The sequence below is a fragment of the Myroides sp. C15-4 genome, assembly GCF_050522745.1.
Taxonomy (GTDB): domain Bacteria; phylum Bacteroidota; class Bacteroidia; order Flavobacteriales; family Flavobacteriaceae; genus Flavobacterium.
In genome coordinates this window covers 1-26,472 of sequence record NZ_JBMVQX010000019.1, presented here as the reverse complement: position 1 = coordinate 26,472, position 26,472 = coordinate 1, and the positions used below count along the sequence as shown (strand labels likewise).

At 37.8% G+C, this 26,472-nt stretch carries 21 protein-coding genes and 1 pseudogene; 14 read left to right on the top strand and 8 right to left on the bottom strand.

What is annotated here, in order from left to right; translation table 11 throughout:
- The first annotated feature begins 23 nt into the window (after positions 1-23).
- The 7 genes from ACPDHL_RS09760 to ACPDHL_RS09730 all read left to right on the top strand — a co-directional run bounded on the left by ACPDHL_RS09760 (position 24) and on the right by ACPDHL_RS09730 (position 9,677).
- Entirely contained in the window at positions 24-1,997 is a 1,974-nt protein-coding gene (locus tag ACPDHL_RS09760) for a type VI secretion system Vgr family protein (RefSeq protein WP_430532579.1), read from the top strand.
- 4 nt (positions 1,998-2,001) lie between these two features.
- Complete coding sequence (locus tag ACPDHL_RS09755; RefSeq protein ID WP_430532578.1) at positions 2,002-3,342, top strand: hypothetical protein; 1,341 nt, start codon at positions 2,002-2,004, stop codon at positions 3,340-3,342.
- Entirely contained in the window at positions 3,339-3,641 is a 303-nt protein-coding gene (locus tag ACPDHL_RS09750) for a hypothetical protein (RefSeq protein WP_430532577.1), read from the top strand. The genes ACPDHL_RS09755 and ACPDHL_RS09750 overlap by 4 nt, the downstream gene beginning before the upstream one ends.
- Positions 3,642-3,741: 100 nt before the next feature.
- Entirely contained in the window at positions 3,742-8,379 is a 4,638-nt protein-coding gene (locus tag ACPDHL_RS09745; protein ID WP_430532576.1) for a DUF6531 domain-containing protein, read from the top strand.
- Positions 8,379-8,711 carry a hypothetical protein gene (locus ACPDHL_RS09740; protein WP_430532575.1) on the top strand — a complete coding sequence of 111 codons (333 nt, stop codon included), beginning with the start codon at positions 8,379-8,381 and terminating at the stop codon, positions 8,709-8,711. Before ACPDHL_RS09745 ends, ACPDHL_RS09740 begins: the two co-directional genes overlap by 1 nt.
- A 47-nt stretch (positions 8,712-8,758) precedes the next feature.
- Positions 8,759-9,175 (top strand): hypothetical protein, encoded by a 417-nt coding sequence (locus ACPDHL_RS09735; RefSeq protein ID WP_430532574.1) that lies wholly within the window; start codon positions 8,759-8,761, stop codon positions 9,173-9,175.
- Between the two features lie 178 nt (positions 9,176-9,353).
- On the top strand, positions 9,354-9,677 hold the full coding sequence (locus ACPDHL_RS09730; RefSeq protein WP_430532573.1) for a hypothetical protein: 324 nt from the start codon (positions 9,354-9,356) through the stop codon (positions 9,675-9,677).
- A gap of 287 nt (positions 9,678-9,964) precedes the next feature.
- On the opposite strand, the gene ACPDHL_RS09725 is transcribed toward ACPDHL_RS09730, so the two are convergent.
- From ACPDHL_RS09725 to ACPDHL_RS09700, 6 genes are all read right to left on the bottom strand, one after another.
- A complete protein-coding gene (locus ACPDHL_RS09725; RefSeq protein ID WP_430532572.1) occupies positions 9,965-11,659 on the bottom strand; it encodes a ribonucleoside-diphosphate reductase subunit alpha in 1,695 nt (564 codons plus the stop codon).
- A gap of 28 nt (positions 11,660-11,687) precedes the next feature.
- Positions 11,688-12,665 carry a ribonucleotide-diphosphate reductase subunit beta gene (locus ACPDHL_RS09720; protein ID WP_430532571.1) on the bottom strand — a complete coding sequence of 326 codons (978 nt, stop codon included), beginning with the start codon at positions 12,663-12,665 and terminating at the stop codon, positions 11,688-11,690.
- Between the two features lie 404 nt (positions 12,666-13,069).
- Positions 13,070-14,110 carry a hemin-degrading factor gene (locus ACPDHL_RS09715; protein ID WP_430532570.1) on the bottom strand — a complete coding sequence of 347 codons (1,041 nt, stop codon included), beginning with the start codon at positions 14,108-14,110 and terminating at the stop codon, positions 13,070-13,072.
- Positions 14,111-14,123: 13 nt separating this feature from the next.
- Complete coding sequence (locus ACPDHL_RS09710) at positions 14,124-14,900, bottom strand: heme ABC transporter ATP-binding protein (RefSeq protein WP_430532569.1); 777 nt, start codon at positions 14,898-14,900, stop codon at positions 14,124-14,126.
- Position 14,901: 1 nt separating this feature from the next.
- Positions 14,902-15,933: a FecCD family ABC transporter permease gene (locus ACPDHL_RS09705; protein WP_430532568.1), complete on the bottom strand. Its 1,032-nt coding sequence runs from the start codon at positions 15,931-15,933 to the stop codon at positions 14,902-14,904.
- A gap of 10 nt (positions 15,934-15,943) precedes the next feature.
- Complete coding sequence (locus tag ACPDHL_RS09700) at positions 15,944-16,810, bottom strand: heme/hemin ABC transporter substrate-binding protein (protein ID WP_430532567.1); 867 nt, start codon at positions 16,808-16,810, stop codon at positions 15,944-15,946.
- 278 nt (positions 16,811-17,088) lie between these two features.
- Here ACPDHL_RS09700 and ACPDHL_RS09695 point away from each other — a divergent pair, with 278 nt between their 5' ends.
- The 6 genes from ACPDHL_RS09695 (at position 17,089) to ACPDHL_RS09670 (ending at position 22,064) form a co-directional block, all read left to right on the top strand.
- A complete protein-coding gene (locus tag ACPDHL_RS09695; RefSeq protein WP_430532566.1) occupies positions 17,089-17,886 on the top strand; it encodes a M48 family metallopeptidase in 798 nt (265 codons plus the stop codon).
- Between the two features lie 756 nt (positions 17,887-18,642).
- Positions 18,643-19,857, top strand: coding sequence for an aminotransferase class V-fold PLP-dependent enzyme (locus ACPDHL_RS09690; RefSeq protein ID WP_430532565.1), 1,215 nt, complete (start codon positions 18,643-18,645; stop codon positions 19,855-19,857).
- A 22-nt stretch (positions 19,858-19,879) separates the two neighbouring features.
- Positions 19,880-20,296 (top strand): SufE family protein, encoded by a 417-nt coding sequence (locus ACPDHL_RS09685; RefSeq protein WP_430532564.1) that lies wholly within the window; start codon positions 19,880-19,882, stop codon positions 20,294-20,296.
- Positions 20,297-20,324: 28 nt separating this feature from the next.
- Positions 20,325-20,645: an iron-sulfur cluster assembly protein gene (locus ACPDHL_RS09680; protein WP_430532563.1), complete on the top strand. Its 321-nt coding sequence runs from the start codon at positions 20,325-20,327 to the stop codon at positions 20,643-20,645.
- Between the two features lies 1 nt (position 20,646).
- Positions 20,647-21,162 carry a DUF2480 family protein gene (locus ACPDHL_RS09675; protein WP_430532562.1) on the top strand — a complete coding sequence of 172 codons (516 nt, stop codon included), beginning with the start codon at positions 20,647-20,649 and terminating at the stop codon, positions 21,160-21,162.
- Positions 21,163-21,218: 56 nt separating this feature from the next.
- Positions 21,219-22,064, top strand: coding sequence for a DUF3078 domain-containing protein (locus ACPDHL_RS09670; protein ID WP_430532561.1), 846 nt, complete (start codon positions 21,219-21,221; stop codon positions 22,062-22,064).
- A gap of 50 nt (positions 22,065-22,114) precedes the next feature.
- Here the strand turns inward: ACPDHL_RS09670 and asnA are convergent, their stop codons facing one another.
- Together asnA and hflX are read right to left on the bottom strand one after the other, a co-directional pair.
- Positions 22,115-23,116 (bottom strand): aspartate--ammonia ligase, encoded by a 1,002-nt coding sequence (gene asnA / locus ACPDHL_RS09665; protein ID WP_430532560.1) that lies wholly within the window; start codon positions 23,114-23,116, stop codon positions 22,115-22,117.
- Between the two features lie 255 nt (positions 23,117-23,371).
- Positions 23,372-24,622: a GTPase HflX gene (hflX, locus tag ACPDHL_RS09660; protein ID WP_430532559.1), complete on the bottom strand. Its 1,251-nt coding sequence runs from the start codon at positions 24,620-24,622 to the stop codon at positions 23,372-23,374.
- 352 nt (positions 24,623-24,974) lie between these two features.
- On the opposite strand from hflX, the pseudogene ACPDHL_RS09655 reads away from it, so the two are divergent.
- A pseudogene (locus ACPDHL_RS09655) lies at positions 24,975-26,472 on the top strand (hypothetical protein); the annotation flags it as partial.

The following is a 26,472-nucleotide window of genomic DNA, read 5'->3' as shown; positions in this document are numbered from 1 at the left end:
CCTATTGTAAGATAGCGTAGTTTATGACAAGTAAAACTTTATTTGATGCCAAGGAGCCTGAGCAAACCAATACCTCTTCTGACAATAGTAACGCTTCATTTGTTAGTACAACCAATTCAAATGTAGCGCACAATGCAAAAGCAATTGCCAATCATACGCTTTTGGGTGTCAATCATTTAGTAGGTTTAAAAATTGTAATTGAGGGGACTGAATGTTTGAGTATTAAAAAATTTCAATTGACTCAATGTATCAAGGGACATCATGCGTTTGAATTATCCTTACATCACAATGCACTAGGTGGGAACGAAACCTATCAAATGGTGCATACCCAAGAATTATTAGGAAAGCGTATTTTAGTGCGTTTTTATTATAAAAATAGCGCAGCAAAACCTGAACGGGATTTTGTTGGCATTATTACAGAAGTTAGCTTTGAACAAAAGCAAGGAAGCCATGGAGATATTATCCTAAGTGGACATAGTCCGACTATTTTACTTGATAAAGCTCCTAATATACAGAGCTTTGGAGGAGCCAATCCCATTTCTTTACAGGCAGTAGTCCAAGCTATTTTGGAAGAAGGCTATACTCAAAAAGGAAAATATAAGTATGCGATTCAATCCAGTAATCCAGTAAATCTTGCCTATAGTTGCCAATACAATGAGACAGCTTATAATTATTTGGCCCGTACGGCAGAGGCCTATGGTGAGCAATTCTTTTATGATGGAGAAACCCTGTATTTTGGAGATATTCCTAAGACAGAGGCACCAATTTCTCTGACTTATGGACGTGATATTGATCAGGTAAAAGTTAGCCTAGCAGTGCAACATGTTAACCGAGAACTATACGGCTATAATAGCCTAGATAATGAGCTCTTAAGCGCAATAGGTGATACTGAATTAAAGACTAAAGGAACTTTAGCCAAGGCGGCTTATGAAAAATCACAACGCATTTTTACAACACCTTCTTTACAAGTAGCCCCTATAAAGGCAACGACTAATCAAGATATAACTCAAGCACAAAAAGGACTTATTGGAAGTGAAGGCATGCGTGTTTTTGTTATTACAGGAACAACTACAGTTCCTTTTTTATATCCTGGATGCAAAGTAGAATTGAATGTGGTTCAATCTCAAAGTAAAGAAAATCAATATTTTACGAAGATAATGATTACAAGTATCCGGCATGAAATTAATGCATTGGGTATTTATAAGGGATACTTTGAAGCTGTCGATGCAGATACAGGATTTATTCCGCGTATTGTTTACGAAACTCCAGTTATAGAACAACAAATTGCAACAGTAATTAACAATGTAGATCCTCAAAATAAAGGACGTGTTCAAGTGCAGTTTGATTGGCAAGAAGTAAATGAAAGTACGGCTTTTGTTCGCGTTATGACGCCAGATGCAGGAAGCAGTACTGTAGTAGACAAGAATCGAGGTTTTATGACAGTTCCAGAAGTTGGAGATCAAGTGATCATTGGCTTTATCAACAAACATCCTGATAGACCTATCGTAATGGGAAGTCTATTTCATGGAGAAATAGGTGCTGGAGGCGGTAGTAAAAATAGAATTAAAAGTTGGAGTTCTAAAAGTGGTCATATCATCGAATTCAATGATGAAAATGGTGTGAAAATTATAGACAAGAATAAGAATTTTATTGAACTCGATGGGGAAGGAGCTATTCTGGTGAAGAGTTCAAAAGCAATTAAGATGCAATCGGGAAAATCGAAGCTGGTACTTGAAGAAAATGGAAAGATTACCCTAGAGGGGGAGGAGTTGTATTTACAGGGTAAAACCATTTCTAATATTGCCTCAACTAAACTGGTAGAACAAAGTGGGGAAGCAATATTGTCTTTGGATGCGGAGCATAATGAAGCAAAACTCACGTCAAAAGTTACAACAATTGACGGCAATAGTACTGTGACAGTGAGTGGTGGATTAAATGCCAAGTTAACTGCAGGTGGAACAGCAGCTGTTGAAGGGGCCATCGTAAAACTAAATTAAAGTTATGGAGAGCAATCCTATTCAGCAAAGAGCAGAAGAGTTTGAGTTGAAGTACCTTGAACTAAGTTATACTCAAACATTTACTTTTCTTGTTTTTCGCACTGCATTAGATGATTGGGAAATGATAGAAACATTTTACGACTATATGGTTGCCATGGACAATGAGATTGAAGATGTTGTTTTCGTTTTTAAGTCGCCCTTGCTTCAGGTGAATACCTATAGTAAGGCCTTGGTAGAAGAGCTTTTTATGTCCATTTTTTTGTGGAATTACGCTGATAAACCCAAGGAAATTGAGGCAAACTATATTCCGTGGACTATGGATTTAACCGCTTCTTCAACGAGTAATGTAGCTGAACTATTTGTATCGAATATTAATGCCTTTTGCGAAAGCGTTGAATTTGAGGAAGATTCGCATTGCGTCTGTGTTTTAGATTATCAAAGTAAGGATGCAAAGTATATACTCCATTGGCTAAAAGAATTAACGAAACTGGAATTGCATCCCAGAATACGCCTTGTTTTATCTGACACATTTGAACGACCAGTATTCAACGAACTCAAGAATTACGCTCCAAAGTCCACGCAAATTTTGTCTCATCATTTTGGTTTAGCACAAGCTATAAAAGAAGTTGCTGCAATGGGTGACCCTGAGGCACCAGACACAAAGTACAGATATCACCTGGTACAGCTCTATGAGGCTATCGATAAAAAACAAGATAAGGCTATTGATAAACACGCTACAAAATGTCTAGCGATCGCAGAGCATAACAAGAATGAAAATGCCTATTGGCAGGTTCAAAAGGTAATGGTTTACTGTGCTTTAGCTACTTCTGAATTTGGAAAAAAGCAATTTAAAAAAGCAATTCACTATATCGATCAAGGGATACTAATCCTGCAAGAAATTGTTGGATTACTTCCAGAAGAGTTGTTAGAGAACCTGGCTGGACAAACGCATCTGTTTAGAGGGAGCTTGCTTATGATGGTCAAGAAGAGTAAAAGGGCAATAGAAGATTTTAAAAGGGGAGAAGCCTATTACGCTCATCGTCAGGATCATTTGATGCAGGTAGAGGCTTTTAGATTATTGGCAATAGCAGCGGATAAAGAAGGAGATAAAAAGTTGAAGCATGAGGCGTTAAACCAGGGGATTCGCCTAGGTGTAAATTTGAATGAATCACTGGCTCAAGCATCAACATATCGCTTACTGATTAAAGAGGTGTTAGACTCTCGATATACGGATTACATCTCCGATACAGAACTGGATACTATTATTCGACCGTTGTTAGGAGAACAATGGAGAATCAAAACTAAAAGTGTAAAAAGTATTATGGTAAATAAAAAATTAAAATGAGTAAACAAGAGGATGGATGGGTCGTTGAACTCGTACAAGTATTTCCCGAATTGCCTGGCGTAGTCCTATTGTTAGTTGGTGTTGTGATATGGTATTGGTCAATGAAAGGACATGAATGGATGTACGATACAGGAGGACCAGGTGTATTTACGAATATTACATGGATTAAAAATGTGTTTGGCGAGGCAGTAGCACGGCGATTGAATGGTATTATTTCTTGGGGGATCATTGTATCAGGAATTGCTTTTATAGGCCTTGGTCTATGGTTTCGACTACTAATTAGTTCAGGTAGAGGTTAAATTGATAAAAGCTGCTCACCAGTAGGGTATGAAAAGGATAAGATAATGATTTGTAGGGGGAAAAGTTGTGAAAATTTTGATCACTAAGAGATGAACCACTATGATAGAGAGAAACACCTTAAGAGATGAACTTGTTGGTAGTCAGGAAGAAAATGTCCTTAATCAAGAAGATAACAAGTCTTTTTATTCCGAAACATTTGAATCTAAATTCGAAGGGTATAAGAATACTTTTACCGATATATATAATAAACACCACAATATTGTTAACGATCCGAATCTAAATCAGGCGGAAAAGATAGTTGGAGCGATTGTAAATGTTGCTAATGGTGGACTAGCCGCCTTCTCTACCATAACGAGTTTTGCAGATAACCTCAGCGATGCTTTGATGTTACCCTTAATTCGAACTACAAATTTTGCTAAGGGAATCGGTTGTTTACCTGTGTCTAAACAATTGGATCCCGTTTTGAATTTGATTGATATTCATATGGTGATGATTCCGCCCTCGCCCTCGCCAGTCCCATTGCCTCACCCTTTTATGGGGCTGTCGTTTTGCGCAAAGGATTTTCTTGCTTTAGTGGCTATGACAGCGAGTATTGGGGGACTTAAAGCGATTGAAATGGGGACGGATGTATTGGTTGAGCAAAATCTGATAGGAGAACAAGATGCGGCAGTCACTAATGATGTGGCTGCGAGTGTAACCAGTTTTGCACGAATATTTATTAGTAACCTCGGAGCATCAGTAAAAGTGGGGCATGCTTTGCCTCGTACTGTTGCTGGAACTAGTATTCGCTGCTTTCAACATGCGCCTGGAGGAGGTGGTTTTCATCCTGTAGCAGAGAACACGATAATGAAGAATAGGGGGCATTCATGGTTAGGCAGTATGTTTGTTATAGCAGATGGTTCCCCATTAGTTGGCTCCCCTGTCCATCTGCAAAACGCCTGTTCAGATATAGGGATGACGTCTATCCACGATGCTAGTGGTCCTCCTGACCCCGAAAGTGGAGTGAAAGCCAAACTCTACGTCCCTACTGGTATGATCGTACCGATTCCTCTAACCCATATGGTGTTAACCAATCCTGTTCCCTGTCCGATTAATCCACTAGGATCACCTAAATTTCTTGTTCGGGCAGGGTTCACTAAACTAAAAGTGAAACGCATTAAACAAGTGCAGAAAAATTTGGATAGCGGAAAACCCTGTAGCAGTTTTTCAAGAGCACTAAATCGAATAAATAAACGATTGTTTAAACACAAGTATACGGAAGGATTATACAATAAGATAGACAAAAAATTAAAAACCTATGTTGGACACCCTATTGATGTGGCTGGGGGAGATTTATTTACAGATAGTGTAGATTTTAAATTTAAAGGGATTATTCCCTTGTCTTTTGAGCGTGTTTGGTATAGTGATAGTGATTATTGTGGTCCTCTGGGATACGGATGGCACCACAGCTATGATTGGGCCTTATTCATTAATAAAGAGTACCAAAGAGCACAAGTGAGGTTAGGGGATGGACGATTGATTAATTTTGATCGTATTCCAACGCGCGAATTCCCAACACCTCGATATCATCGTTCAGAAAAACTTTGGCTGTGTTTTCACTCTGATGGGTATTACTACATCAAAAATCAATCAGAAGAGTTGTATCTGTTTCATGCGTACTCTTTTCCAACGAAACAGGACGTTCATTTGTTAGCTTCAATCTGTACGCATGAGGGATTTGCTATTCGTTTTTCTTATGATTCCAATGGAACGTTGTCCGAAATTTTAGATTCAGTTGGTCGAGTATATCGAATAGAGAGTGATAAACAAGGACGCCTAACTAAGGTTTGGACAGATGCACCAGAAATGAATATGCCAGCAGTTTGTATCAGTGAATATGACTATGACACTTCAGGCAATTTGATTGTCCATTATGATGAAATACGACAACCACAACGCATGAAATACGAAAATCATTTGCTAGTGGAAGAAACTTGGCGCAATGGGCATCATTGGTTTTTTAAATACGAGGGCAAAAAGACAGGGGCACGTTGCATTGAATCTTGGGGAGATGGCGGAATTCAACACGTTAAACTGACGTACTACAAGGGAGAAACTCAGGTCGTAGACGGCGAAGGGAATACAACGATTTACAAGCATCAAAATCAAGTGGTGTATGAAACGATTGATCCAAATGGCGCAGTATGGAAGAAGTATTACAACAAATACAGTGAATTAGAACGAAGTATGGACCCTTTGGGCAATGTACAAAACCAAATTCGAGATGAATTAGGCAATGTAATTCGAGTGATAGAACCCGATGGCCAATTTACGCAGCTGAACTATGAAGATTCAGATTTCCCCTATTTACCAACGGAAGTTGTCGATTCCCGTGGAGGGAAGTGGGGGTATAAATACGGAGCTGGAGGACGCATTCGCGAAAAATGCAATCCACTGGGGGCCAAAACCAATTTTTTCTATAATGAAGACGGACTCTTGTCGAGGATTAGCAATGGGTTGGGAATATACACAACATTGGAATACGATAAGCAATACAACGTTATAGCGATGGTTAGTACAGCTGGTGAACGAACGCAATATCAATACGATTTGTGGAATCGCTGTACCCACAGTATTAATCCCAACGGTGGTTTGCAAAAACGTGTATTAGACTACTTAGGACGTGAATTAGTAGTCTATGAATTAGATGGGAATGTTATTCAGTTGCAATACGATGCACTGGACAATGTGATTCACTATGAAGATCACCATCGCAATATTTACTACCAATATAAGGGCATGCACAAGCTGATTAGCAAAAGTGAGGCTGGTCAACGGGTCCGTTATAGCTACGATTCAAATGAACGATTGCGCAGTATTCAAAATGAAGAAGGACAGCTGTATCACTTTGAATTGGATGCCGTGGGACAGGTCATTTGTGAGCGAGGATTCGATGGATTAGAGAAGAAGTACAAGCGCAATGAAGCGGGTTGGATCATAGAAGAACGAAGTGCAAATCGATGGAAGACTTATGAACACGATGAAATGGGACGGGTGATACAGGTTAATTACAGCGATGCAAGCAGTGAAACCTTTGTTTATGAATGTGGTGCTTTGTGCCAAGCGATAAATGATACCGGTGTTTTGGAGCTAAGCTATAACAAAGAGGGTCAGGTGATTAAGGAGTGTTTTAATGACCATCAGGTTGAAAGTACCTATGATGTTTATGGACGTCGCATTGGACTAAGCAGTAGTTTAGGCGCAAAATTTGACTATCAGTTTGACGTGTGCAGTAATTGTATTGAAAGCGAATTCAACGATTGGAAGGTTATGCAAACCTATGATTCTTTTGGTATGGAATTGACCAGAGCTTACACAGGCGGCATGCAGCAAGCGTGGTCCTATGATTCAATGGGGCAAATGCAGAACATACGCGTGACTAAACAACAAAAAAGCAGTGTGGCAGTTCCTCAATTTCACCGACAGTACACCTGGGAAGAAGGCGGAAGATTGCGTCAATTTGTTGATCAAGGACAGAAATTAACGCAGTATAGACGCGATCCAAGAGGATTTTTACAACACGTTGTTTATGAGGGAAATGAAATAGAAGGGCGTGGAGTGGATGCCAGTGGAAACCTATATCAACAGTTGGGATGTAAGGATCGAGTGTATACTAAAAATCGCTTAATTGAAACGAAAACGACAAAGTATACGTATGATAAAGCGGGATATCTCATTGAAAAAATAGAGAAGATAGCGGGTAAAAAGTGGGCGTATTACTGGAATGGTTCGGGTATGCTGAGTCAGGTGGTGCGACCAGATGGAGAGGCTATAACCTTTGAATACGATGCTTTGGGGAGACGGGTGAGCAAGCGCTATAAAAGTGCGACAACCCATTATGTATGGCAAGGTAATGTCATCTTGCATGAGTACAAAACTTTCGATGCTAGAGTAACTACAGTTGACGATATCATGACTTGGGTGTTTGAGGAAGATAGCTTTACGCCTATGGCAAAGATCAAAGGCAACAAGCGATACAGCTTGGTTAGCGATCATTTGGGAACGCCTATCCGCGCCTATACAGACACGGGAGATAAGGTCTGGGAACGCGAACTCGATAGCTTTGGAAATGCGCGTATGACTGTTGGGGATGCCGGATTTTGTAACTACCTTTATCCTGGACAGCTCCTAGATATTGAGACGGGGTTAGCCTATAACCGCTTTCGATACTATGATCCGAGTGTAGGTAATTACATCAGCCAGGATCCTATTGGCCTTGCTGGTGGAAATCCAACCTTGTATGGGTATGTATCGGATCCAACGATTTGGTTGGACGTGTTTGGGTTAATCCTTGTATATAGGGCTTTAAATGACAAGCAGGAGCCTTTTGGACGTAACAGACAAGATATTTATCCAGATGATGTACATGGCGTTGCCACTATACAACAACATATAGACAATGGTTCATGGAAAACACAGTTTTTATCTACAACAAAAAGTTTAAAAACAGCTAGACGATACGCTGATCCTAAACCATGGAGAGGAAAAATGCATACTAGTACAATTATTGAGATCAATACTGATTTGTTGGGTGAATCTAGAGCTATTGATGTTTCTAATGGATGGGATCCATCTACACGTGAAGATTTGCTCGAACCAGCATGGAAATATGCTCGAAAAGATCAAGAAGTTTTAATATCTGGAAAAATTCCAAGAGAATCCTATCGAATTGTTGGTTATAATAGAAATAGAAACTAATGGAAAACTATAAAAAAGCGCTATATCGCATAGAGAAAGAGTGGGCAGATTTTATGAAAAGTGAACGCTTTTTTGATGAAGAGGAAAATAGAGTGGAAAAGATGAAAATCAAGAAATTGATTGTGCAAGTTTGGGAGGATAAATCCTTGTCCAAAGCGAGTAAAGATCAACTCATTGAAAATAGTATTCGAGTGTTAGGTGCACATACGGGATGCGCTGAAGATTTAATGATTTCTGATGAAATTATGGAAGAATTAATAGAAAAAAAAATACTTGGTGCCAATATTTCTGATGTTTTCTTTTCCAACTCACCGATGAAGCGTTGGCTGTAATTGAGGAATATGAGATTGAAGTGCTTATTTGTTTATCGGAATGTGCCATGAATATTATAGAAATTATCATGCGCAATTATTTTTTGAAGCAGTTATACCCAGCAGGACTAACAGAAGTAACGGTTGTCTCTTTTTCAACTGATTTATCGTATTATACCTTGTGCATCCGTACCTCCATAAAGCCTGCAATAGCGGTTGAAAAATGGGGAAGGTGGCTCATGGACTATGACACAGTTGAAATTGAATTGAGCGATAGTTTTATCAAAGCAGTAAAAACCTTTAATTGGACTAATAATACCAAAAAGATTTGTCAAGTAAGTGTAAAGCAATTAGAAGGAAATTGGATTCAATTGCGATTTTTTAATGAGGAAGAAAATTGGCATCTTGAATTGGTTGTATCTGGATTAGTCTTTCAAAGATGTAGGGTATATAAGAAAGAGGAGGAAGAGGATTATGCTGAATAAAATAGTCTTGCTGAAAAGATTTTAGTATCAAAGAAGATAGTCAATTGTATAATTAACCTTAGTTTTTGAATGAAATTCTACCTATATCAAAGGTTGAGGTGTTTTCACTTATAACAAGTGTCAATTTAATTTTATGTAAAGTGTGGTGAATTCTAATATCCAAAAACTAAAAATTTCCTTGTATAAAAAGCAACTAATTGAGGCGTTTGCTTCGTATACGTTAGTCGATATCTATCAGGGTGAAGAATTGATCTTGTATACTTCATTTTGCCAAGACGTAAGTCGATCCGAAACAGTTAAACGAAAGAGATTCCCTTATTATGATTCAAACAACCAGCACTATTTGCCGATGGATCAAGCCTATGCTGATGCATTAAAATATGCTGTATATGAGGAGACTCTATTTTGTGAAGAAGAGGAAGTCATTTGGTTTGTGTGGTTCAAAGAAGAATATTTTGGGCTGAGGTTATTGTTTACAAAAACAACTATTCCAAGCAGTTGATCAAGGGGATTTATGTTTGATTAGTGTAGATAGGAAAAAACTGCTCGAATTAACTCGATTAGAGTATGAGATCGAAGTGCTTACTTTTTTAGCTGAAGGAGAAATAAGCTGAAATAAGCCACAAAATTCAACTATAACCTGGATTGGTAGAAAGAAGTAAAAAAATAGAACTAGGAAGCTTAGAATGCATTTTTCGTTGAGGTAGAGGTCTCATCGGAAATAGGAAGTTGAATATGAAACAAAAAAGCCTCAAAAGGATTCCTTTTGAGGCTTTTTTTATTTTGTGATTACGATTCGCAACTGCTACAGTTTACTAAGTTAGTCACCATTTCTTTAGAAACACTTTGACTTCTTTGGTAGTATAGCGTTTTAACTCCTAATTCCCATGCTTCAATCATTAAGCGGTTTACGTCTTTAATTGGAAGAGAAGATGGAATATTCAAGTTCAAACTTTGTGCTTGATCTACATATTTTTGTCTGATCGCTGCTTGTTGAATAATCTCCAGCTGGCTGATTTCTTTGAATGTTTTGAAAACAGCTTTTTCTTCTTCTGTTAAGCCTTCTAGTTGTTGAACACTTCCTCCAGAAAGCATGATATTTCTCCACGTTTCTTCATTATCCATTCCTTTAGACTCCAATAAAGCCGTTAAGTATTTGTTTTTACGCATGAAGTTTCCTTTAGACAATCCTGCTTTGTAGTAGTTACTGCTGAAAGGCTCAATTCCAGGCGATGTTTGACCTAAAATGGCAGAAGATGACGTTGTAGGTGCGATAGCCATGGTCGTTGTATTTCTTCTACCATATCCTTTTAAGATTTCAGGTTCACCGTAAATACGCGCTAATTCTTGAGAGGCTCTATCTGCTTTAGCACTGATGTCCTCAAAAATTTTGTTTGTCAACATTTTCGCTTCTAACCCTTCAAAAGGAATCATGTTTTTTTGTAGGTAAGAATGCCATCCCAAAACACCTAAACCTAAAGCTCTGTGTCGTTTCGCAAAGCGATTCGCCGAAGCTAAATAGTAGTTTCCTTCTGTTTTTTCAATGAATTCCTGTAATACAGCATCCAAGAAGAAGATTGCTAATTTAACTGCTTCTGTATCTTTCCACTCGTCGTATAACTCCAAGTTCATGGAAGATAAACAACAGATGAATGATTCGTCATCAGAAGAAGGCAACATAATTTCTGAACAAAGATTACTTGCGTTGATGCGCATGTTCAAATCTTTGTATACCTGTGGTTTATTGCTATTTACGTTGTCAGAGAAGAATAAGTAAGGCATTCCTTTTTGCTGTCTGCTTTCCAGTACTTTTGCCCATAATTGTCTTTTTTCTTTATCTCCGTCAATCATTTCTTTCATCCAATAATCCGGAATACTTACCCCGTAAAATAAGTTTTGGATTGGATTTCCGATATTTTTAATGTTTAAAAACTCATCACAGTCTGGGTGATCAATATCCAAATAAGCTGCAAATGCACCACGTCTTACTCCTCCTTGAGAAATCGTGTCCATCGCTGTATCAAAAAGCTTCATAAAGCTTACGGCTCCGCTACTTTTTCCATTGTCTGTTACCGCACTACCTCTTTCGCGTAAGCCTCCAAAATAACCTGAAGTACCTCCACCAATTTTGGTTTGCATGATTACTTCTCCCAATTTGTGTGTAATCCCTTCAATACTATCCGGAATATTCACGTTGAAACAAGAAATTGGCAAGCCACGCTCTGTTCCCATATTAGCCCAGATCGGTGAACTTAAACTCATCCAACCGCGTTCAATCATTTCCTGAAATGATTCTTTTAATTCAGGTTTGAATAAACGTTTTGCAGCTGCCGTTGTAATACGGTCAATTGCTCCTTCAACTGTTTCTCCCTTCAACAAATAGCCTCTATTTAGGATTTGCTCACTCTCTGAGTTCTTCCACCATAGCTTTTCTTGTAGGTTGTCATTCTCTTTTACTTCTAATGGTAATGCGAAATTGTTCATAGTGTTTTTTGTGCAATTAAAGGGGTTATTAGAATAAATCTTCAGCGGTTATACTCTTGTCGTGTTTCGTATAGTCTACGGGTCTTTTGGCGAAGAAATCGTCTAAGCTATTCGCAAATACTTCTTCTTCAAACCACGCCATCGGTTTATATTGCTCCTGGGTGATATTGTACACCTTTTTCAAGCCTATTTTTAACATACTTTCATCTACTCTAAACTTCATGAAGTTTAATAGATCGTGTTTGTTTACTGTTTCAATAGCGCCTGTCTCAAAAATCCAATCTAAGATCTTCGCTTCAATATCAATCGAGGTACGAACTACGTCGTTCACGTGGTTGATTAGCTCTTCATCAAAGAAATCAGGATATTCTTCACGGATGATGTTGATAATGTAGATCCCCGCATTGGCGTGAATTTGTTCATCAACAGAGGTCCAAGCAATGATATTACTTACGTTCTTCATTAATCCTTTGAATCTTGTAAAAGATAAGATGATGGCAAATTGACTAAACAACGATACGTTTTCAATAAGCAAAGAAAAGAGAATCAAAGAAACGACGTATTTTTTTCTGTCTGTACTATTATTTGAATTTTCAAGAACAGAAGATAAATACTCCACGCGTTCTTTGATTACTGGAATGGTAAGCAAAGCTTCAAATTCGTCGTTGTAACCCAATACATCCAACAAGCGAGAGTAGGCTTCCGAATGTCTAAATTCGCATTCAGCAAAAGTAGCACCTAGACCATTAAATTCCGGTTTTGGAAAATGAAGAAATAGATTTCCCCAAAACGTTTTTACTGCTACCTCAATTTGTGCAATGGCTAATAAACTGTGTTTAATTGCCAATTGCTCTTCTTTGGATAAGTGCGAGTGGAAGTCTTGAGTATCTGCTGTGAAATCTACTTCACTATGTACCCAAAAAGACTTGTTAATCGCTTCAGTAAATTGGTAAATACCTGGGTATTCAAATGGTTTATAGTTAACTCTTTTATCAAAAATAGACATAGCAATATATTTTTAAATTAATAACAGACGTAGTTTTCACAAAGGTAGTATAGACGTGACTTTCGATGTGAAAAGATCCCTCATTTTTTGCTTAACTCCCTTGCTTTTACCTTCTTAAGAAAACGCAAATAGACAAAAGAGAATAGTGCTAAGTTACTATTTAGAAGCTATGATGTCAACTTTATTTTAGATTAAGTTATCAAATATTGTTAATAACTTTTTTAGCCCTGTATTTCCCTTGATTCGTCGCAGATTGAGGTGAACAACGTTTGTTTGATTTGATTTTTTTTGTTAAGAAATCAAAGTTTTTTAAGTTACAAAATTCAAAAACAAATGCAATAGTATTCAAAATAAAAAGAGCATCTATCAAGTGGAAGGATGCTCTTTTTTTTCATTATTTTGGTTTAGTTCAGTTGAGAAACGATTGTTCTCCACGTTTCTAATTCTGGAATTCCTGGTTTTCTTTTTCCAAAGAATTGAATGATAATTTCACCCATTTCATTGAATACTTCCACGGCTGTTACAATGCCATCTTCTGTTGGTTTTCGCACAATCCATGTTTGTGCTACTTTATCCATATCCAAGTGCATGTTGAAATCGGGATCTAAAATGTTGTACCAGTTTTGGTGCCACATTGTTTTGTTGATTTCTCCAGTGTGGATTTGAATATTTCCTCTGTTTCCAACGAAAGCCATGATCGGTGTTTTTTCTGTAGAAGCTTGCTCTAATAGCGTGATAATTGACTCTTTTGCAATGGGCTTCGCGTAAAATTCACTCGGTGCTAAACGCAAGGCTTGCGTTCGTGTTACATTGTATTTTTTTAGCAAGCTAAAGAAGTTATGCGTGTCTTTTAGGCTTTCCCATTCTTGTCTAAATCCTTCTACATCAACCTCTTCGTCTAAACGCTCGTCTAAGTTTTGGATGTAAGGTTCAGTTTTTCCTGTAAATTCTTGAACGTCTTCTTTGTATTTTTCAACTAAAGCGTCAAAGGCTTCCGCATTACTAATAGTTGTTAGGTAAATTTTGTGGATAGCTTCTCCATCTTTACCAAAGAACTGCAAGCTTTTGCGCACGGTATTTCCCGTTTCTTCCACTACGGCAAAAACGAATTTCCAGTGAGACAAGAAGATGCGTAAATCAATGTCAGGGTTAACGAATAAACCTGCATGTGGATTAGAGAAATCTGGGTTGCTATATACCCCTTTGCGTTCGTGTACACATTCGTCATTACGCGTTAAAGCCATTACTTTTCCCAACGATTCAATCTCGCTTAAGATGGCAACCATTTCAGGACGCAATAAAGTAGCTGTTTCTCCTAACGTGGTAGCAAGTAATTCCATTTCGCTTGCATTTAGTTCAGCAGCAGCGTTTCGAATGCGAAGACGGGGATTTTCTTCTTTTAATTTAGCCCAACGGTCTTTTAATGTTGCTATTTCGGTATTCATTTCGGTATACGTTTTAGACTCCAAAGATGATTAATGGAGCATTGTTAACTGGGTTTTTCGTTACAATACACGGGAATTTGTACACTTGAGAAATAGTCTCTTGTGTCAGTACTTTTTCGGGTGTATCATAGTGTACTTTTTCTCCTTTGTTGAGTAAAAGGATGCGATCGGCATATTGGGCGGCGATATTCAAATCGTGGATCACCACAATAGCCGTATTACCTTGTTTGGTAAAATCTTTGATAAGATCGAGAATCTTGTGTTGATGTAAGACATCTAAATTATTGAGGGGTTCATCTAAAAACAACAATTTATTTTCGATCGAATTGTTGAGTTGAGATAAGACGCGCGCTAAGTGTACGCGTTGTTTCTCACCTCCTGATAGATGGTTGTATTCGCGATGTTGCAGCGGACACACATCAATGCATTCCATGCTGTGTTGAATCGCCTTTTTATCTTCTTCAGATGGCGTGTGTTCAAAATAGGGATAACGTCCCATCATGACTACATCTTCAACCTGTAGCGGAATATCAGTATTAAATGATTGAGAGAATTTAGCTTTGTGTTTAGGCAATGTTTTCTTGCACCATTTGGGGTATTCACACTCTTTTAATAAGATGCGATTACCTGGTTGGTGTAGTTCATCAGCAAGTAAGCTCAAAAAAGTGGATTTCCCTGCACCATTTGGACCTAATACAGCAATAAATTCCCCATTATTACAACTAAAATCAATGTCGTTAATAAGGAATCTATCTTTGGCTTTAAAACTAACTTTTAGTGCTTCAATCATGTTACAGTGATTTTTTGAATTTAATTAAAATGGCAATAAAAACAGGAGCTCCCATGATGGCGGTTAAAATTCCAATTGGAACTTCTGTTGGCGGAACTAAGGTTCGACTAACTCCATCAGCTAGAAGCAATAGTATACCACCCGCAAGTATGGATAACGGAAGGATAAAATAGTAGTTGGACTTGAAGATTAAACGCAAAATATACGGTACAACCAAGCCAACAAATCCAATCGTTCCTGTAAAGGCAACGATGGTCCCAACCATTAACGCAGAAAATAGGATAATTCGCTTTTTAATGCGTTCTACTGTAATGCCCAAATGATTGGCGTCTCGCTCGCCTAACATCATGGCATTTAATGCTTTACCTAAATTTAATAAATAAAATAGGGATACGCCAATTACGACTGTTAAAATTCCTATTTTCGTCCAAGTGGCACCAGCTAAACTACCCAAAGTCCAAAATGTTAGGTTTCTCAATTCTTCATCGTTGGAGATGAACGTCAACAAACCCGTAATAGAACCCGATAGCGCTGTAATGGCAACTCCAGATAACAAGAGTATACTGATGTTGGTTTTTCCGCCAACTGTGGACATTTTATACACAAAACTCATCGTTAAGATCGCTCCAAAAAAGCTCATGATACTCAAAAGCGAATAGTGAAGAACCTCAGGGATGAAAGGTTTAATAAAAGCGCCTAAAACAATGGTTATTGAAGCAAATAATACGGATCCAGAGGTGATTCCAATCAAATCTGGTGAAGCCAAAGGGTTTTTAAACATCCCCTGTAACGCTGTACCAGATAAAGCCAAACCACCTCCTGCTAAAATAGCCATAATAATACGAGGTAATCGAACATGCGTAATAACATATTGATCACTGGGATTTACTTTCTCAGGATGAAAAAGTAAGTTTATAATGGTGTTTAGACTGCTATCCTCAAAGTTATACACTCCTAAAAAAATAGACACAATAGCAATACTCAATAAGACAATGCTTAAGGTGACTATGTAAAAAGAGAGTCTTTTCTGCATGTTCGTGTACTTATTCTGATAACTGTTGATTTAATTGGGTAACAGCTTGACCAATACGAGGAGTGAATCCAGTTAACAACAAGCCATCCATCGCGATGATTTTCTTGTTTTTACCTGCATTGGTGCGGTCTAAACCTTCGATTTTTAAAACGCCATCTACGCCACCCATGCTTTGTAACCCCGTGTCAAACATCAAGATATAGTCCGGATTGTTGTTTAATAAAGCTTCTGGAGTTAGTGGTTTGAAATCGTCGAACCCTGCTACTGCATTTTGTCCACCTGCTAATTCAATGATGTTTTGCATCGGTGTATTATTACCCGCTACAAACAAGTTGGCAGCACCTCGTGCATAGATGAAAAGAACTTTTGGCTTGTTTTCAAGGGTTTTTAATTGGGCTTGATCTTGGTCAATTTTAGCGACTAAGGCTTCGTAATCCGTTAGATTTAAGCTTGTAGCAATATCTTTGATTAAGGTTTTTGTTCCTTCAACAGAATACACCTGGTCAATAACTACTACTTTGATGTTTGCCTCTTCTAATTGTTTCTTTAAATTGTCGTTTAAATCCTTTTTTGCAATGTATACAATTGTTGGTTTTAACGCCAATAACGCTTCAATGTTAATTTTATTTACGTGCTCTAATTGTGTCGCAGTCGTATTTAAATCAGTCGGATAGGTACTTGTAACATCGATTCCCACGATATTATTGCGTTGACCCAAATCAACTAAAGTCTCTGTAATGGCTCCGTTTAAGGAAACAATACGCTCGTTCGAAGTCGTTGCTTCAGTGTTAGTTGTCTCAACAGCTTTCTCTTCCTTGCTGTTTTTACACGCGATTACAGATAACGCGAGTAGGACTAAAATGGCAGTTCTTTTCATACCGGATTCTTATTTTAATTAAATCTGAATAGAGGCAAAAATAGGGTTTTTTAGGCTGAAACAAAATATATTAAGATTAATTTTAAATTATACCTAATGTCGTGGTATCCTGCGGATATGTTAAAAAAAACGAAAAGCAAAAGGCAACAAAGGACGCCTTCTCAGAGCATAGTGAAACTAGAATGAATTGGGTTGATATTCGTTTTGTCAATCTGACAATAATGGGGGCTAAATGGAAGCTTTTTTTGCAGTATATTTGGAGTATTAAAAAAAGAACTATGAAAAAAATTTTGTTTACAGCAGCTGTTGCATTTTTGGGAATGACAACGGCTCAGGCTCAATTGGGAAAATTGAGTGGAAAAAAAATTGATGCAATCTCTACAGCAGTTTCGGCTTTTACAGTATCGGATGCTGAAATCAAGCAATCAGCACAAGAAGCAATCAAATGGATGGATGAAAACAATCCCGTTTGTGAGCTAACGTCAAAGCAAAAAGACATGCGCGAGTATGCAGAGCGCTTAGAGCGCATTTTTGGGCCGTACAAAAACTACGACGGACTAAACTTAAACTACAAGGTATATTACGTCACAGATATCAACGCATTTGCTTGTGCGGATGGAAGCGTACGCGTATTCTCTTCGTTGATGGATATTATGACAGATGATGAATTGTTGGCGATTATTGGACATGAGATTGGACACGTGAAGTTAGAGCACACGAAAAATGCATATAAGCAAATTTTATTAGCTGAAGCAGCAACAAAATATGTTGGTTCTACTAAGGGAACTGTAGCGGATTTAATGAATTCTGACCTAGGTGGTATGTCCGAAAAACTAATGGGTGCTTCTTTCTCTCGTAAACAAGAAACTGATTCGGATGATTACTCATACAAATTCTTAGTTGCGAATGGTAAAAATCCACAAGCTCTGGCGGATGGATTTCAAAAGTTTGCTGACATGGAAAAAGAGTATGGGGCTGATAAATCACTTGGAGCTAAGATGTCTTCCAGTCATCCAGACAGTGAAAAACGCGTAAAACGCGTAGAAGAAAAAATTAAAAAAGACGCAAAAAAATAAACGTTTATACTTAGAAGACAAAGAGACGGTCTAATAAGCGTAACAAGATAGAACCCATCTAATTTAGGTGGGTTTTTTTGTGTTCTATTTCGGAATAGATAAAGGCATGGATCAAATCCGCGCCATCGGACGAAGCGTTTTGTTTATATATGAATTTAGTTGAAAAATCAGTATTTAGTTTCTCGCAGTAAAATGGAAAGGGATTGGGGTTTGTTCGGGTTTTGTTCGAGTCATGTTCGAGTCACCTTCGGTAAATGGGGGGTAATCCCCCGTAAACACACATGTTTATCGAAGAAGACCCAAACAAAACTAAAACAAAACAAAATAAATAGCTGAATAACAGTTGTTTATACTTCTTGTATGAATAAAAACAAAGCCATTTGAGCTTTTTTTTCCTATAAGGGAAGGGGGGTATTGCAGGTTAATTTCGACTGATGTAGATATAGTGTATTTATGTAGCTTGTGAATAGCAAAGAACGATTGTAAAAAAATAGTAATCCGCGCCATCGGATTCCATCTTTTGTGAAAGAAAAGCTAAATAGTAAAGTAAAAACTAAAATCCTTAGGTATTGCATTTAAGGTATTTAGGCGTAAAGTTTTTACTTTTCCTCTTTTAGAAGTAAAGGGTATAGGGTGTTTTAGTAAATAAAGCGTCTATTTTTTAATAAACGAGGTATTGTATTGCGAATAGATTGTTTTCTACAAACAAATGGGATTCACTATCTTTGTATATCATTTTGATTAAAAAGACAGATTATGTTCGATATAAAAGCAGTTAGAGATGATTTTCCAATCTTGCAACAGCAGGTGAATGGAAAACCTTTGGTGTATTTTGATAATGCTGCTACAGCTCAAAAACCCAAAGTGGTTGAAGAAGCAATCAAAAACTATTACGAGACGATTAATGCGAATATTCACCGCGGGGTTCACACGTTGAGTCAATTAGCGACGGATGCATATGAAGAATCGAGAAAAAAAGTACAACAACACCTCAATGCCAAAGAAGATCGAGAGATTATTTTTACTCCGGGAACAACGTTTGGGATTAACTTAGTTGCCAGTGGTTTTGGCGCTTTGTTAAAAGCAGGAGATGAAGTGTTGATTTCGGCTATGGAACACCATTCGAATATTGTGCCTTGGCAATTTGCTTGTGAGCGTTCTGGGGCTACACTGAAAGTAATTCCAATGAACAAGCAGGGGGAATTGATCATGGACGAATTCGATACATTATTGTCTCCGAATACGAAAGTATTGGCTGTTTCTCATATATCAAATGCCTTGGGAACCATTAATCCAATTAAGGAAATGATTGCCAAAGCTCATGCTGTAGGTGCTGCGGTTTTAATTGATGGGGCACAAGCGACGCCGCATATTAAACCCGATGTACAGGAACTGGATTGCGATTTTTACGTTTTCTCAGGACATAAAATTTGTGGACCAACCGGAACAGGTGTCCTATATGGTAAAGAAGCTTGGTTGAATCAATTACCCCCCTATCAAGGAGGAGGTGAGATGATTAAAACGGTAACATTTGAAAAGACAACCTATGCGTGTTTACCCCATAAATTCGAAGCGGGAACACCGAATATCGCTGGTGGTATTGTTTTAGGACATGCCTTGGATTATTTAAATGCTTTAGGATTTGACAATATTCAAGCCTATGAGCATGAGTTGTTGACGTACGGAACACAGCGTTTGCTCGAAATTGAAGGATTGTATATTGTGGGAACTGCAATCAATAAAACCTCGGTTATTTCGTTCAATATCGAAGGGTTACACCCTTATGATGTTGGTGTAATTGTAGATAAACTAGGTGTTGCTGTACGAACAGGGCACCATTGTACACAACCGATTATGGATTTCTTTGGCATCCCTGGTACGATTAGAGCCTCTTTTAGTTTTTACAATACAAAAGAGGAAATAGACATCTTGGTAGAAGCCGTGAAAAAAGCGAAACAAATGCTGTCATAAAGCAAATTGAAATTAGAAGAATATGACTATAAGAGAAGCACAAGAAGAAATAATAGATGAATTCTCTATGTTTGAGGATTGGATGCAACGCTATGAGTATATTATCGAATTGGGAAAGACACTTCCCATTATTGAGACACAATATCAAGTAGAAGAAAACTTAATCAAAGGTTGTCAATCTCAAGTGTGGTTACACGCCGAAAATATTGAGGGTAATATCGTGTTTACGGCCAATAGTGATGCCATTCTTACTAAGGGAATCATTGCTATTTTAATTCGTGTTTTTTCCAATCAAAAACCCAAAGATATCGTAGAAGCTGATTTGTCTTTTATTGATGAAATCGGCTTGAAAGAACATTTATCACCCACACGCGCTAATGGTTTAGTTTCGATGATTAAACAAATTCGCATGTACGCTTTGGCGTTTCAAGCCAAGTAATTTTTAATTAAAAGAAAGAGTTTTTAGTATGGAAGAAATAGACGTACAACAATTAGGAGAGAATATTGTTAAAATATTAAAAACAATTTACGATCCAGAAATCCCTGTAGATATCTATGAATTGGGATTGATTTACGACGTATTTGTCAATGAAACAAATGACGTAAAGATCTTAATGACTTTGACTTCGCCAAACTGTCCAGTAGCGGAAACGTTGCCAATGGAAGTAGAAGAAAAAGTGAAATCCATTGATCAAGTGAATAACGTGGAAGTTGAGTTGACTTTTGAACCTGCGTGGTCTAAGGATTTAATGAGTGAAGAAGCACAACTAGAGTTGGGATTACTGTAATATGGAAGGAGAAATTGTAAATAAAGTAGCCAATAGTGCGTTGGTTGTCTTTGATTTAGAGGATATGTATCCCGATAATCCGCGAATGGAAATCGACATTGCACAATGGCTATACGAGGGCTTTGTGTTAAGAGAAAAAGACTTCAGAGCGGCGTTGAAAGAAGTGGATTGGAGTCAATACCAAGACGCTTATGTGGGGTTGTTTTGCTCTACTGATGCCATCCTACCAGGATGGGCGTATATGCTGCTCACTAGCTATTTACAACCTGTTGCCAAACGCGTATTTTTAGGGGATAAACACCATTTAGAACAATCGATCTATCAGGAGTTATTATTCGCTATCGATTACAGCCAATACCAGGATTTACCCATCATTATCAAGGGGTGTTCCAAAAAGGAAATTCCCGAAGAAGCCTATGTCTTAGTGACGCAGTTAATGATGAATACAGCTAGATCAGTAATGTTTGGTGAGGCATGTTCAGCCGTGCCTGTTTATAAACGTTTAGCAAAAAAGTAATTTTTTTTTGTCTTTTCCGACCTTTATTGTTATTTTCGTGTTAAAATAACAGTATTATGAAAAAATTTTTGCTTAGCATTGCTGCTGTGTTTATGTTGTATTCCGCACAAGCTCAGGAAGCTGAAGGAACGGAAGTTCAAAAAAATTGGACTTCAAAAGGGAATTTCGCCCTTATCGCAAATCAGTCTAGTTTTTCAAACTGGCAAGCAGGAGGGGACAATAACCTTGCTGGAAATGTAAATTTAAATTACGATTTAAATTACAAAAAAGACGATTGGACTTGGGATAACAAATTTCAAGTGAGTTATGGTCTAACCAAATTGAAAGGGGAAAAAGAAAAGAAAACGGATGACCGTTTAGAAATCACCTCTTTACTTGGTAAGCAAATGACCAACAAGTGGTATTACTCATTCTTCATGAACTTTAAAACACAGATGGATTCTGGTTGGGATAAAGATGGGAATAAGAATACACACTTTATGTCTCCTGCTTACTTGCAAATAGGACCTGGTTTATTGTGGAAACACGATGATAACTTAAAAGTTAACATCGCACCTGCGACTTCTCGTTTTATCATGGTTCACAAGCATTTTACTGAATTCGGAGATGCTTTTGGGGTGGAAAAAGGTAAAACAATGGAGTACCAGCTGGGTATGGCAATTAATGGGTACTACAAGTTTAATCCAATGGAAAATGTTTCTATTGAGAATATCTTAAACTTGTATTCAAACTATTTAGAGAAACCAGAAAATGTGGTGATGGATTATCAATTGAACGTGGTTTTGAAAGTGAACAAGTATTTATCTACAAACTTGACTTTCCAAGCGATTTACGATGACAAAGCATACCAAGGTTTCCAATTACGCGAAATGATTGGTTTAGGAGTAAACTATACTTTTTAAGGAAGGATAGTAACATAAAAAAAGCTCGAGCATTGCTCGAGCTTTTTTTATTACAACAAGTGCAAGTGTTGTTGGGTCGCTTGTTGTTTTACTTCTTCGGGCCATAAACTGGCTTGAACTTCGCCAATGTGTCGTTTTCGAAGTAAAAACATGCACAAACGCGATTGTCCGATTCCGCCACCAATGCTCAAGGGCAGTTGATCGTTGAGCACCAGTTGATGGTAGAACAGGTTGGTTCGGTTTGAGGTGTCAGTGATTTCGAGCTGGTGTTTTAGAGTCTCTCGATCTACACGGATACCCATAGAGCTCAGTTCAATGGGTTGTTCAAGGATTGGGTGCCAAACCAAGAGATCACCGTTTAAACCGCGATATCCATCTTCTGTAGGGGTACTCCAATCGTCGTAGTCTGAGGCTCGACTATCATGGGGCTTTCCATCCGATAACGGATGACCTACCCCAATAATAAATACAGCTTTGTGTTCTTTTGTTATCGCTTGCTCTCTTTCTTTGGACGTCAATGTAGGATACAGTTGGACAAGTTGTTCTGCTTGTATGAAAGCAATAGTAGGGGGAAGTATCGGTGCAATATCCAACTGTTGCCAAAGGGCAGTTTCCGTGTCTTTAATCGCTTGATAGATGGTGCGAACCACGTTTTTTAAATAGCTCAAACATCGGTTAGAAGGGGCTATCCGCAACTCCCAATCCCATTGATCTACGTAAATAGAGTGAATCGGACTATAGTCTTCATCAGCGCGAATGGCACGCATATCCGTTAGTATTCCCTCATATAAGGGCAACGTTAATTCCTGTAGGCGAATTCTCTTCCATTTGGCCAGCGAGTGTACAATTACAGCGTTATTCGGTAAGAATTTTACAGGAAATGAAACCGCTTTTTCTACGCCATTGAGGTCGTCATTGATACCCGTGCCTTCATGGACAAGCATAGGTGAAGAGATCGGATACAAATTTAAGTTTTCACTTAAACTTGTAGCAAAGAGTTGTTTAATTAGAGCAATGGATTTTTCGGTTTGTAAAATTTCCTGTTTACGCATAAATGTATATTGTATTAAAATTAATAAATAAAAAAGGCCCCTCGAATGAGGAGCCTTGAAACGTTGAATAAATAATATAATAATTAGCTTATCCTTGATCCATAGAAATTCCCCTTCGAATAGCAGATGCGATTCAAATTAGAAGAGAAATTAGTATTGATTAAGCGAGTAATAAGCATAATGAATTGACTTTGATAAAGTAAAGAATAAAATTACAACTTTTTATCTTGCGGATACCCTCAAAAAAAGTTAAATTTATTCGTCCTCGTTTTTTTCTTCGTTTTCGTTGTTTTCAATTAAATGGTCAAAATCGGGATATAAAAAATTGTTGTAGGGGAAACGGGTAACGTGAATATGTCGTACTGCTTCGTATACTGTTTTTCTAAATTCCTCGAAGTTTTCTTTGTTTGTAGCAGAGATGAAAATAGCGTTGTCTGGCCCTACTTTGTTCATCCATGTTTTTTTCCATTCTTCAATAGAATAGTGACGAGACGTGCGTTCAGTCATCAAGTCATCCTCTGCAATCACTGCGGGGTGATAGGCATCAATTTTGTTGAATACCATGATCGTTGGTTTGTCATCACTTTTAATGTCCTTTAAAATCTCGTTTACAGATGCGATGTGATCTTCAAAGTCATGGTGTGAAATATCGACAACATGCAACAGTAAATCAGCCTCGCGCACCTCGTCTAAGGTACTTTTAAACGACTCAACCAATTGCGTAGGTAGTTTGCGGATAAAACCTACTGTATCAGAAAGTAGAAAAGGCAAATTACCAATCACGATTTTGCGAACTGTCGTATCTAAAGTTGCGAATAATTTATTTTCAACGAAAACTTCACTTTTTCCAATGGCATTCATTAACGTTGATTTCCCTACGTTGGTATAACCTACGAGGGCTACGCGAACCATAGCACCGCGATTGCTGCGTTGAGAAGCCATTTGCTTGTCAATTACCTTTAATTTTTCACGTAGTAAAGTAATTCTGTCGCGAACGATACGTCTATCCGTTTCGATTTCAGTTTCTCCAGGTCCACGCATTCCAATTCCCCCACGCTGTCTTTCTAAGTGGGTCCACATCCCTGCTAAACGAGGAAGTAGGTATTGAAACTGGGCGAGCTCTACCTGTGTTCTCGCATAAGAGGTCTGTGCGCGTTGAGCGAAAATATCCAAGATTAGATTGGTTCGATCCAAGACTTTACAATCCAACAGCCTTGAGATATTCTTTTGTTGAGCTGGAGAAAGTTCATCGTCAAATATTACGGTGTGAATGTCATGTTCGACAATATAGTATTTGATTTCCTCCATCTTCCCTGTTCCCAAGAAGGTCTTTGGATTAGGCTGATCTAATTTTTGACTAAAGCGCTTGTGTACTTCGCCGCCGGCCGTAATCGTTAAGAACTCAAGTTCATCCAAGTACTCATTTAACTTCGCCTCATCCTGATCTCTATTGATAATACCAACAATGACAGATCGTTCAAAATTTATGTCTTCTCTTTCAATCATATATATAGTGTCTATGGAAACAAAATTAGTAAAAAAATATGGCTTGGGTGTTTTGTTGCTTAAATGTTTGGAAATTTTCGTCTTTGTAGAGTATAAAAAAAAAAAGACGATTTTTAGGCTTGTCACAGTCGACAATAGCTGTACTGAAATTTGTTAATAGTTATTGATAGAGGCAAGGTTTGGTTGAAAATAAAAAATTAAGTAAGCCATTGTTTTTGTTATAAATTGTAGTTTTTTATTTGCTTTTTATCTAAAATTGGAGCTTTGGAATATTTGTGTTAACTTTATTTTTTGTTAATGTTGTTTTAAAAAAATGCTATATTTGGAAATAACTAACTTAAAACGAATTCGTATGAAGAAAATTACCATGTTGTTCTTCTTTCTACTAAGTATCTTTTTTACTTACGGACAAGAAGTGACAATTGGCACCGGTACAGAGATGGAAAGACGACCGTTAAGTAGTCATTATGGCTACTCGCGATCAGCTACTCTTTACACTGCTACAGAAATTGGTCAAACCGGATTCATCAATATGCTTGCTTGGGATATTGGTGCGATTAAAGGAGCAAGACCTGTGAAAATATATTTAAAGGAAGTCTCATCAACGACTATTTCTACAGGTTTATGGGAGACTTTTACTGAGGGAGCTACTTTAGTTTTTGATAGAATGTTTACACCTAGTGTAATTGGTTTTAATACATTAAATTTCGATACGTCGTTCAATTATGGTGGAGGAACCAATAATTTATTGGTATTAGTGGAAACCAATTTTGGAAGTGGCGGTAATAGCGATGGTTTTGATGGATTAATGATCAAAGCATCGACAGCGACCAATATGCATTTTGGTGTAGAAAGAGATAATGAACTACCGGTTGCTAATTTAACAGCCATATCAACTAGACCCAATTTAAAAATAACTTTTGGTACAGAAATTATGTGCCCTATGGTTCTTCCAACTATTCTTAGAACCACTGCAACAGGGTTAACGTTTAACGTAACAGAGCGAGAGACGACGCAATCGATTTACTATGAAGTTAGGACAGAAGGAGCAGCAGGTTCTGGTGCTACGGGTCTCGTAACTTCTAACACGGTAACGGACTTAACTACGTTACCAGTCGAGGTATCTAATTTAACACCTAATACAAATTATTCTTTATATGTTCGCGCCATTTGTGCAGAGGATGAAACATCATTATTTTCAGAAGCGCTAAATTTTACTACTTCTGAAGAAGGAGTTATTGGAGGTGGAAGTAGACAAGATAGCTATTTACCTCTTTATTCACTAAACGCGTATAACTGGTCTCAAATGATTTATACAGCAGAAGAGGTTGGTGATGTTTTAGAAGATAGAGGGCTTGTTGAACGCATAAAGCTTTATTATACAGGAACAGGTTCTGTTGCAAATTACAATACTTGGACTGTATATTTGACCAATACAACTAAAGCGGAATTTACAGGAACTGCTGCTTCAGATTGGATACCCCATGCTGAATTTACACAAGTTTTTCAAGGGACTGTGACTTTGGTTGCAAATGAGTGGACAGAAATTATATTTGATAGTCCGTTTGTCTGGGATGGAGAGAGTAATTTAGCCATTGCAGTATATGAGGATGCTCCAGGGTATTCGAGTGGATCTAAGTTTGCAACATTTGCAACGGATACATACAGAGGGATTTTGCGTTCTTCAGATACATTCTATACTCCGGAGGGAGGAGGAGGATCAACCTATGGCAGATACCAATATCTTCCAAAATTGTATATCAATGGAATTGTTCCCCCTAGCTGTTATTTACCAATAAATGGACGTGTTGCTAATTTAACAGCAACAAGTGTTGAAATCGAATGGGGTA

What these genes read in the sequence shown, in the direction of transcription:
- ACPDHL_RS09715 (WP_430532570.1), bottom strand. Translation starts at nt 14,110, where the DNA reads ATGAATACCGAAATAGCAACATTAAAAGACCGTTGGGCTAAATTAAAA.
- ACPDHL_RS09675 (WP_430532562.1), top strand. Translation starts at nt 20,647, where the DNA reads ATGGAAGGAGAAATTGTAAATAAAGTAGCCAATAGTGCGTTGGTTGTC.
- ACPDHL_RS09740 (WP_430532575.1), top strand. Translation starts at nt 8,379, where the DNA reads ATGGAAAACTATAAAAAAGCGCTATATCGCATAGAGAAAGAGTGGGCA.
- ACPDHL_RS09695 (WP_430532566.1), top strand. Translation starts at nt 17,089, where the DNA reads ATGAAAAAAATTTTGTTTACAGCAGCTGTTGCATTTTTGGGAATGACA.
- ACPDHL_RS09710 (WP_430532569.1), bottom strand. Translation starts at nt 14,900, where the DNA reads ATGATTGAAGCACTAAAAGTTAGTTTTAAAGCCAAAGATAGATTCCTT.
- ACPDHL_RS09760 (WP_430532579.1), top strand. Translation starts at nt 24, where the DNA reads ATGACAAGTAAAACTTTATTTGATGCCAAGGAGCCTGAGCAAACCAAT.
- ACPDHL_RS09720 (WP_430532571.1), bottom strand. Translation starts at nt 12,665, where the DNA reads ATGTCTATTTTTGATAAAAGAGTTAACTATAAACCATTTGAATACCCA.
- ACPDHL_RS09690 (WP_430532565.1), top strand. Translation starts at nt 18,643, where the DNA reads ATGTTCGATATAAAAGCAGTTAGAGATGATTTTCCAATCTTGCAACAG.
- ACPDHL_RS09755 (WP_430532578.1), top strand. Translation starts at nt 2,002, where the DNA reads ATGGAGAGCAATCCTATTCAGCAAAGAGCAGAAGAGTTTGAGTTGAAG.
- ACPDHL_RS09700 (WP_430532567.1), bottom strand. Translation starts at nt 16,810, where the DNA reads ATGAAAAGAACTGCCATTTTAGTCCTACTCGCGTTATCTGTAATCGCG.
- ACPDHL_RS09685 (WP_430532564.1), top strand. Translation starts at nt 19,880, where the DNA reads ATGACTATAAGAGAAGCACAAGAAGAAATAATAGATGAATTCTCTATG.
- ACPDHL_RS09750 (WP_430532577.1), top strand. Translation starts at nt 3,339, where the DNA reads ATGAGTAAACAAGAGGATGGATGGGTCGTTGAACTCGTACAAGTATTT.
- ACPDHL_RS09735 (WP_430532574.1), top strand. Translation starts at nt 8,759, where the DNA reads ATGAATATTATAGAAATTATCATGCGCAATTATTTTTTGAAGCAGTTA.
- hflX (WP_430532559.1), bottom strand. Translation starts at nt 24,622, where the DNA reads ATGATTGAAAGAGAAGACATAAATTTTGAACGATCTGTCATTGTTGGT.
- ACPDHL_RS09670 (WP_430532561.1), top strand. Translation starts at nt 21,219, where the DNA reads ATGAAAAAATTTTTGCTTAGCATTGCTGCTGTGTTTATGTTGTATTCC.
- ACPDHL_RS09725 (WP_430532572.1), bottom strand. Translation starts at nt 11,659, where the DNA reads ATGAACAATTTCGCATTACCATTAGAAGTAAAAGAGAATGACAACCTA.
- ACPDHL_RS09705 (WP_430532568.1), bottom strand. Translation starts at nt 15,933, where the DNA reads ATGCAGAAAAGACTCTCTTTTTACATAGTCACCTTAAGCATTGTCTTA.
- ACPDHL_RS09680 (WP_430532563.1), top strand. Translation starts at nt 20,325, where the DNA reads ATGGAAGAAATAGACGTACAACAATTAGGAGAGAATATTGTTAAAATA.
- ACPDHL_RS09745 (WP_430532576.1), top strand. Translation starts at nt 3,742, where the DNA reads ATGATAGAGAGAAACACCTTAAGAGATGAACTTGTTGGTAGTCAGGAA.
- asnA (WP_430532560.1), bottom strand. Translation starts at nt 23,116, where the DNA reads ATGCGTAAACAGGAAATTTTACAAACCGAAAAATCCATTGCTCTAATT.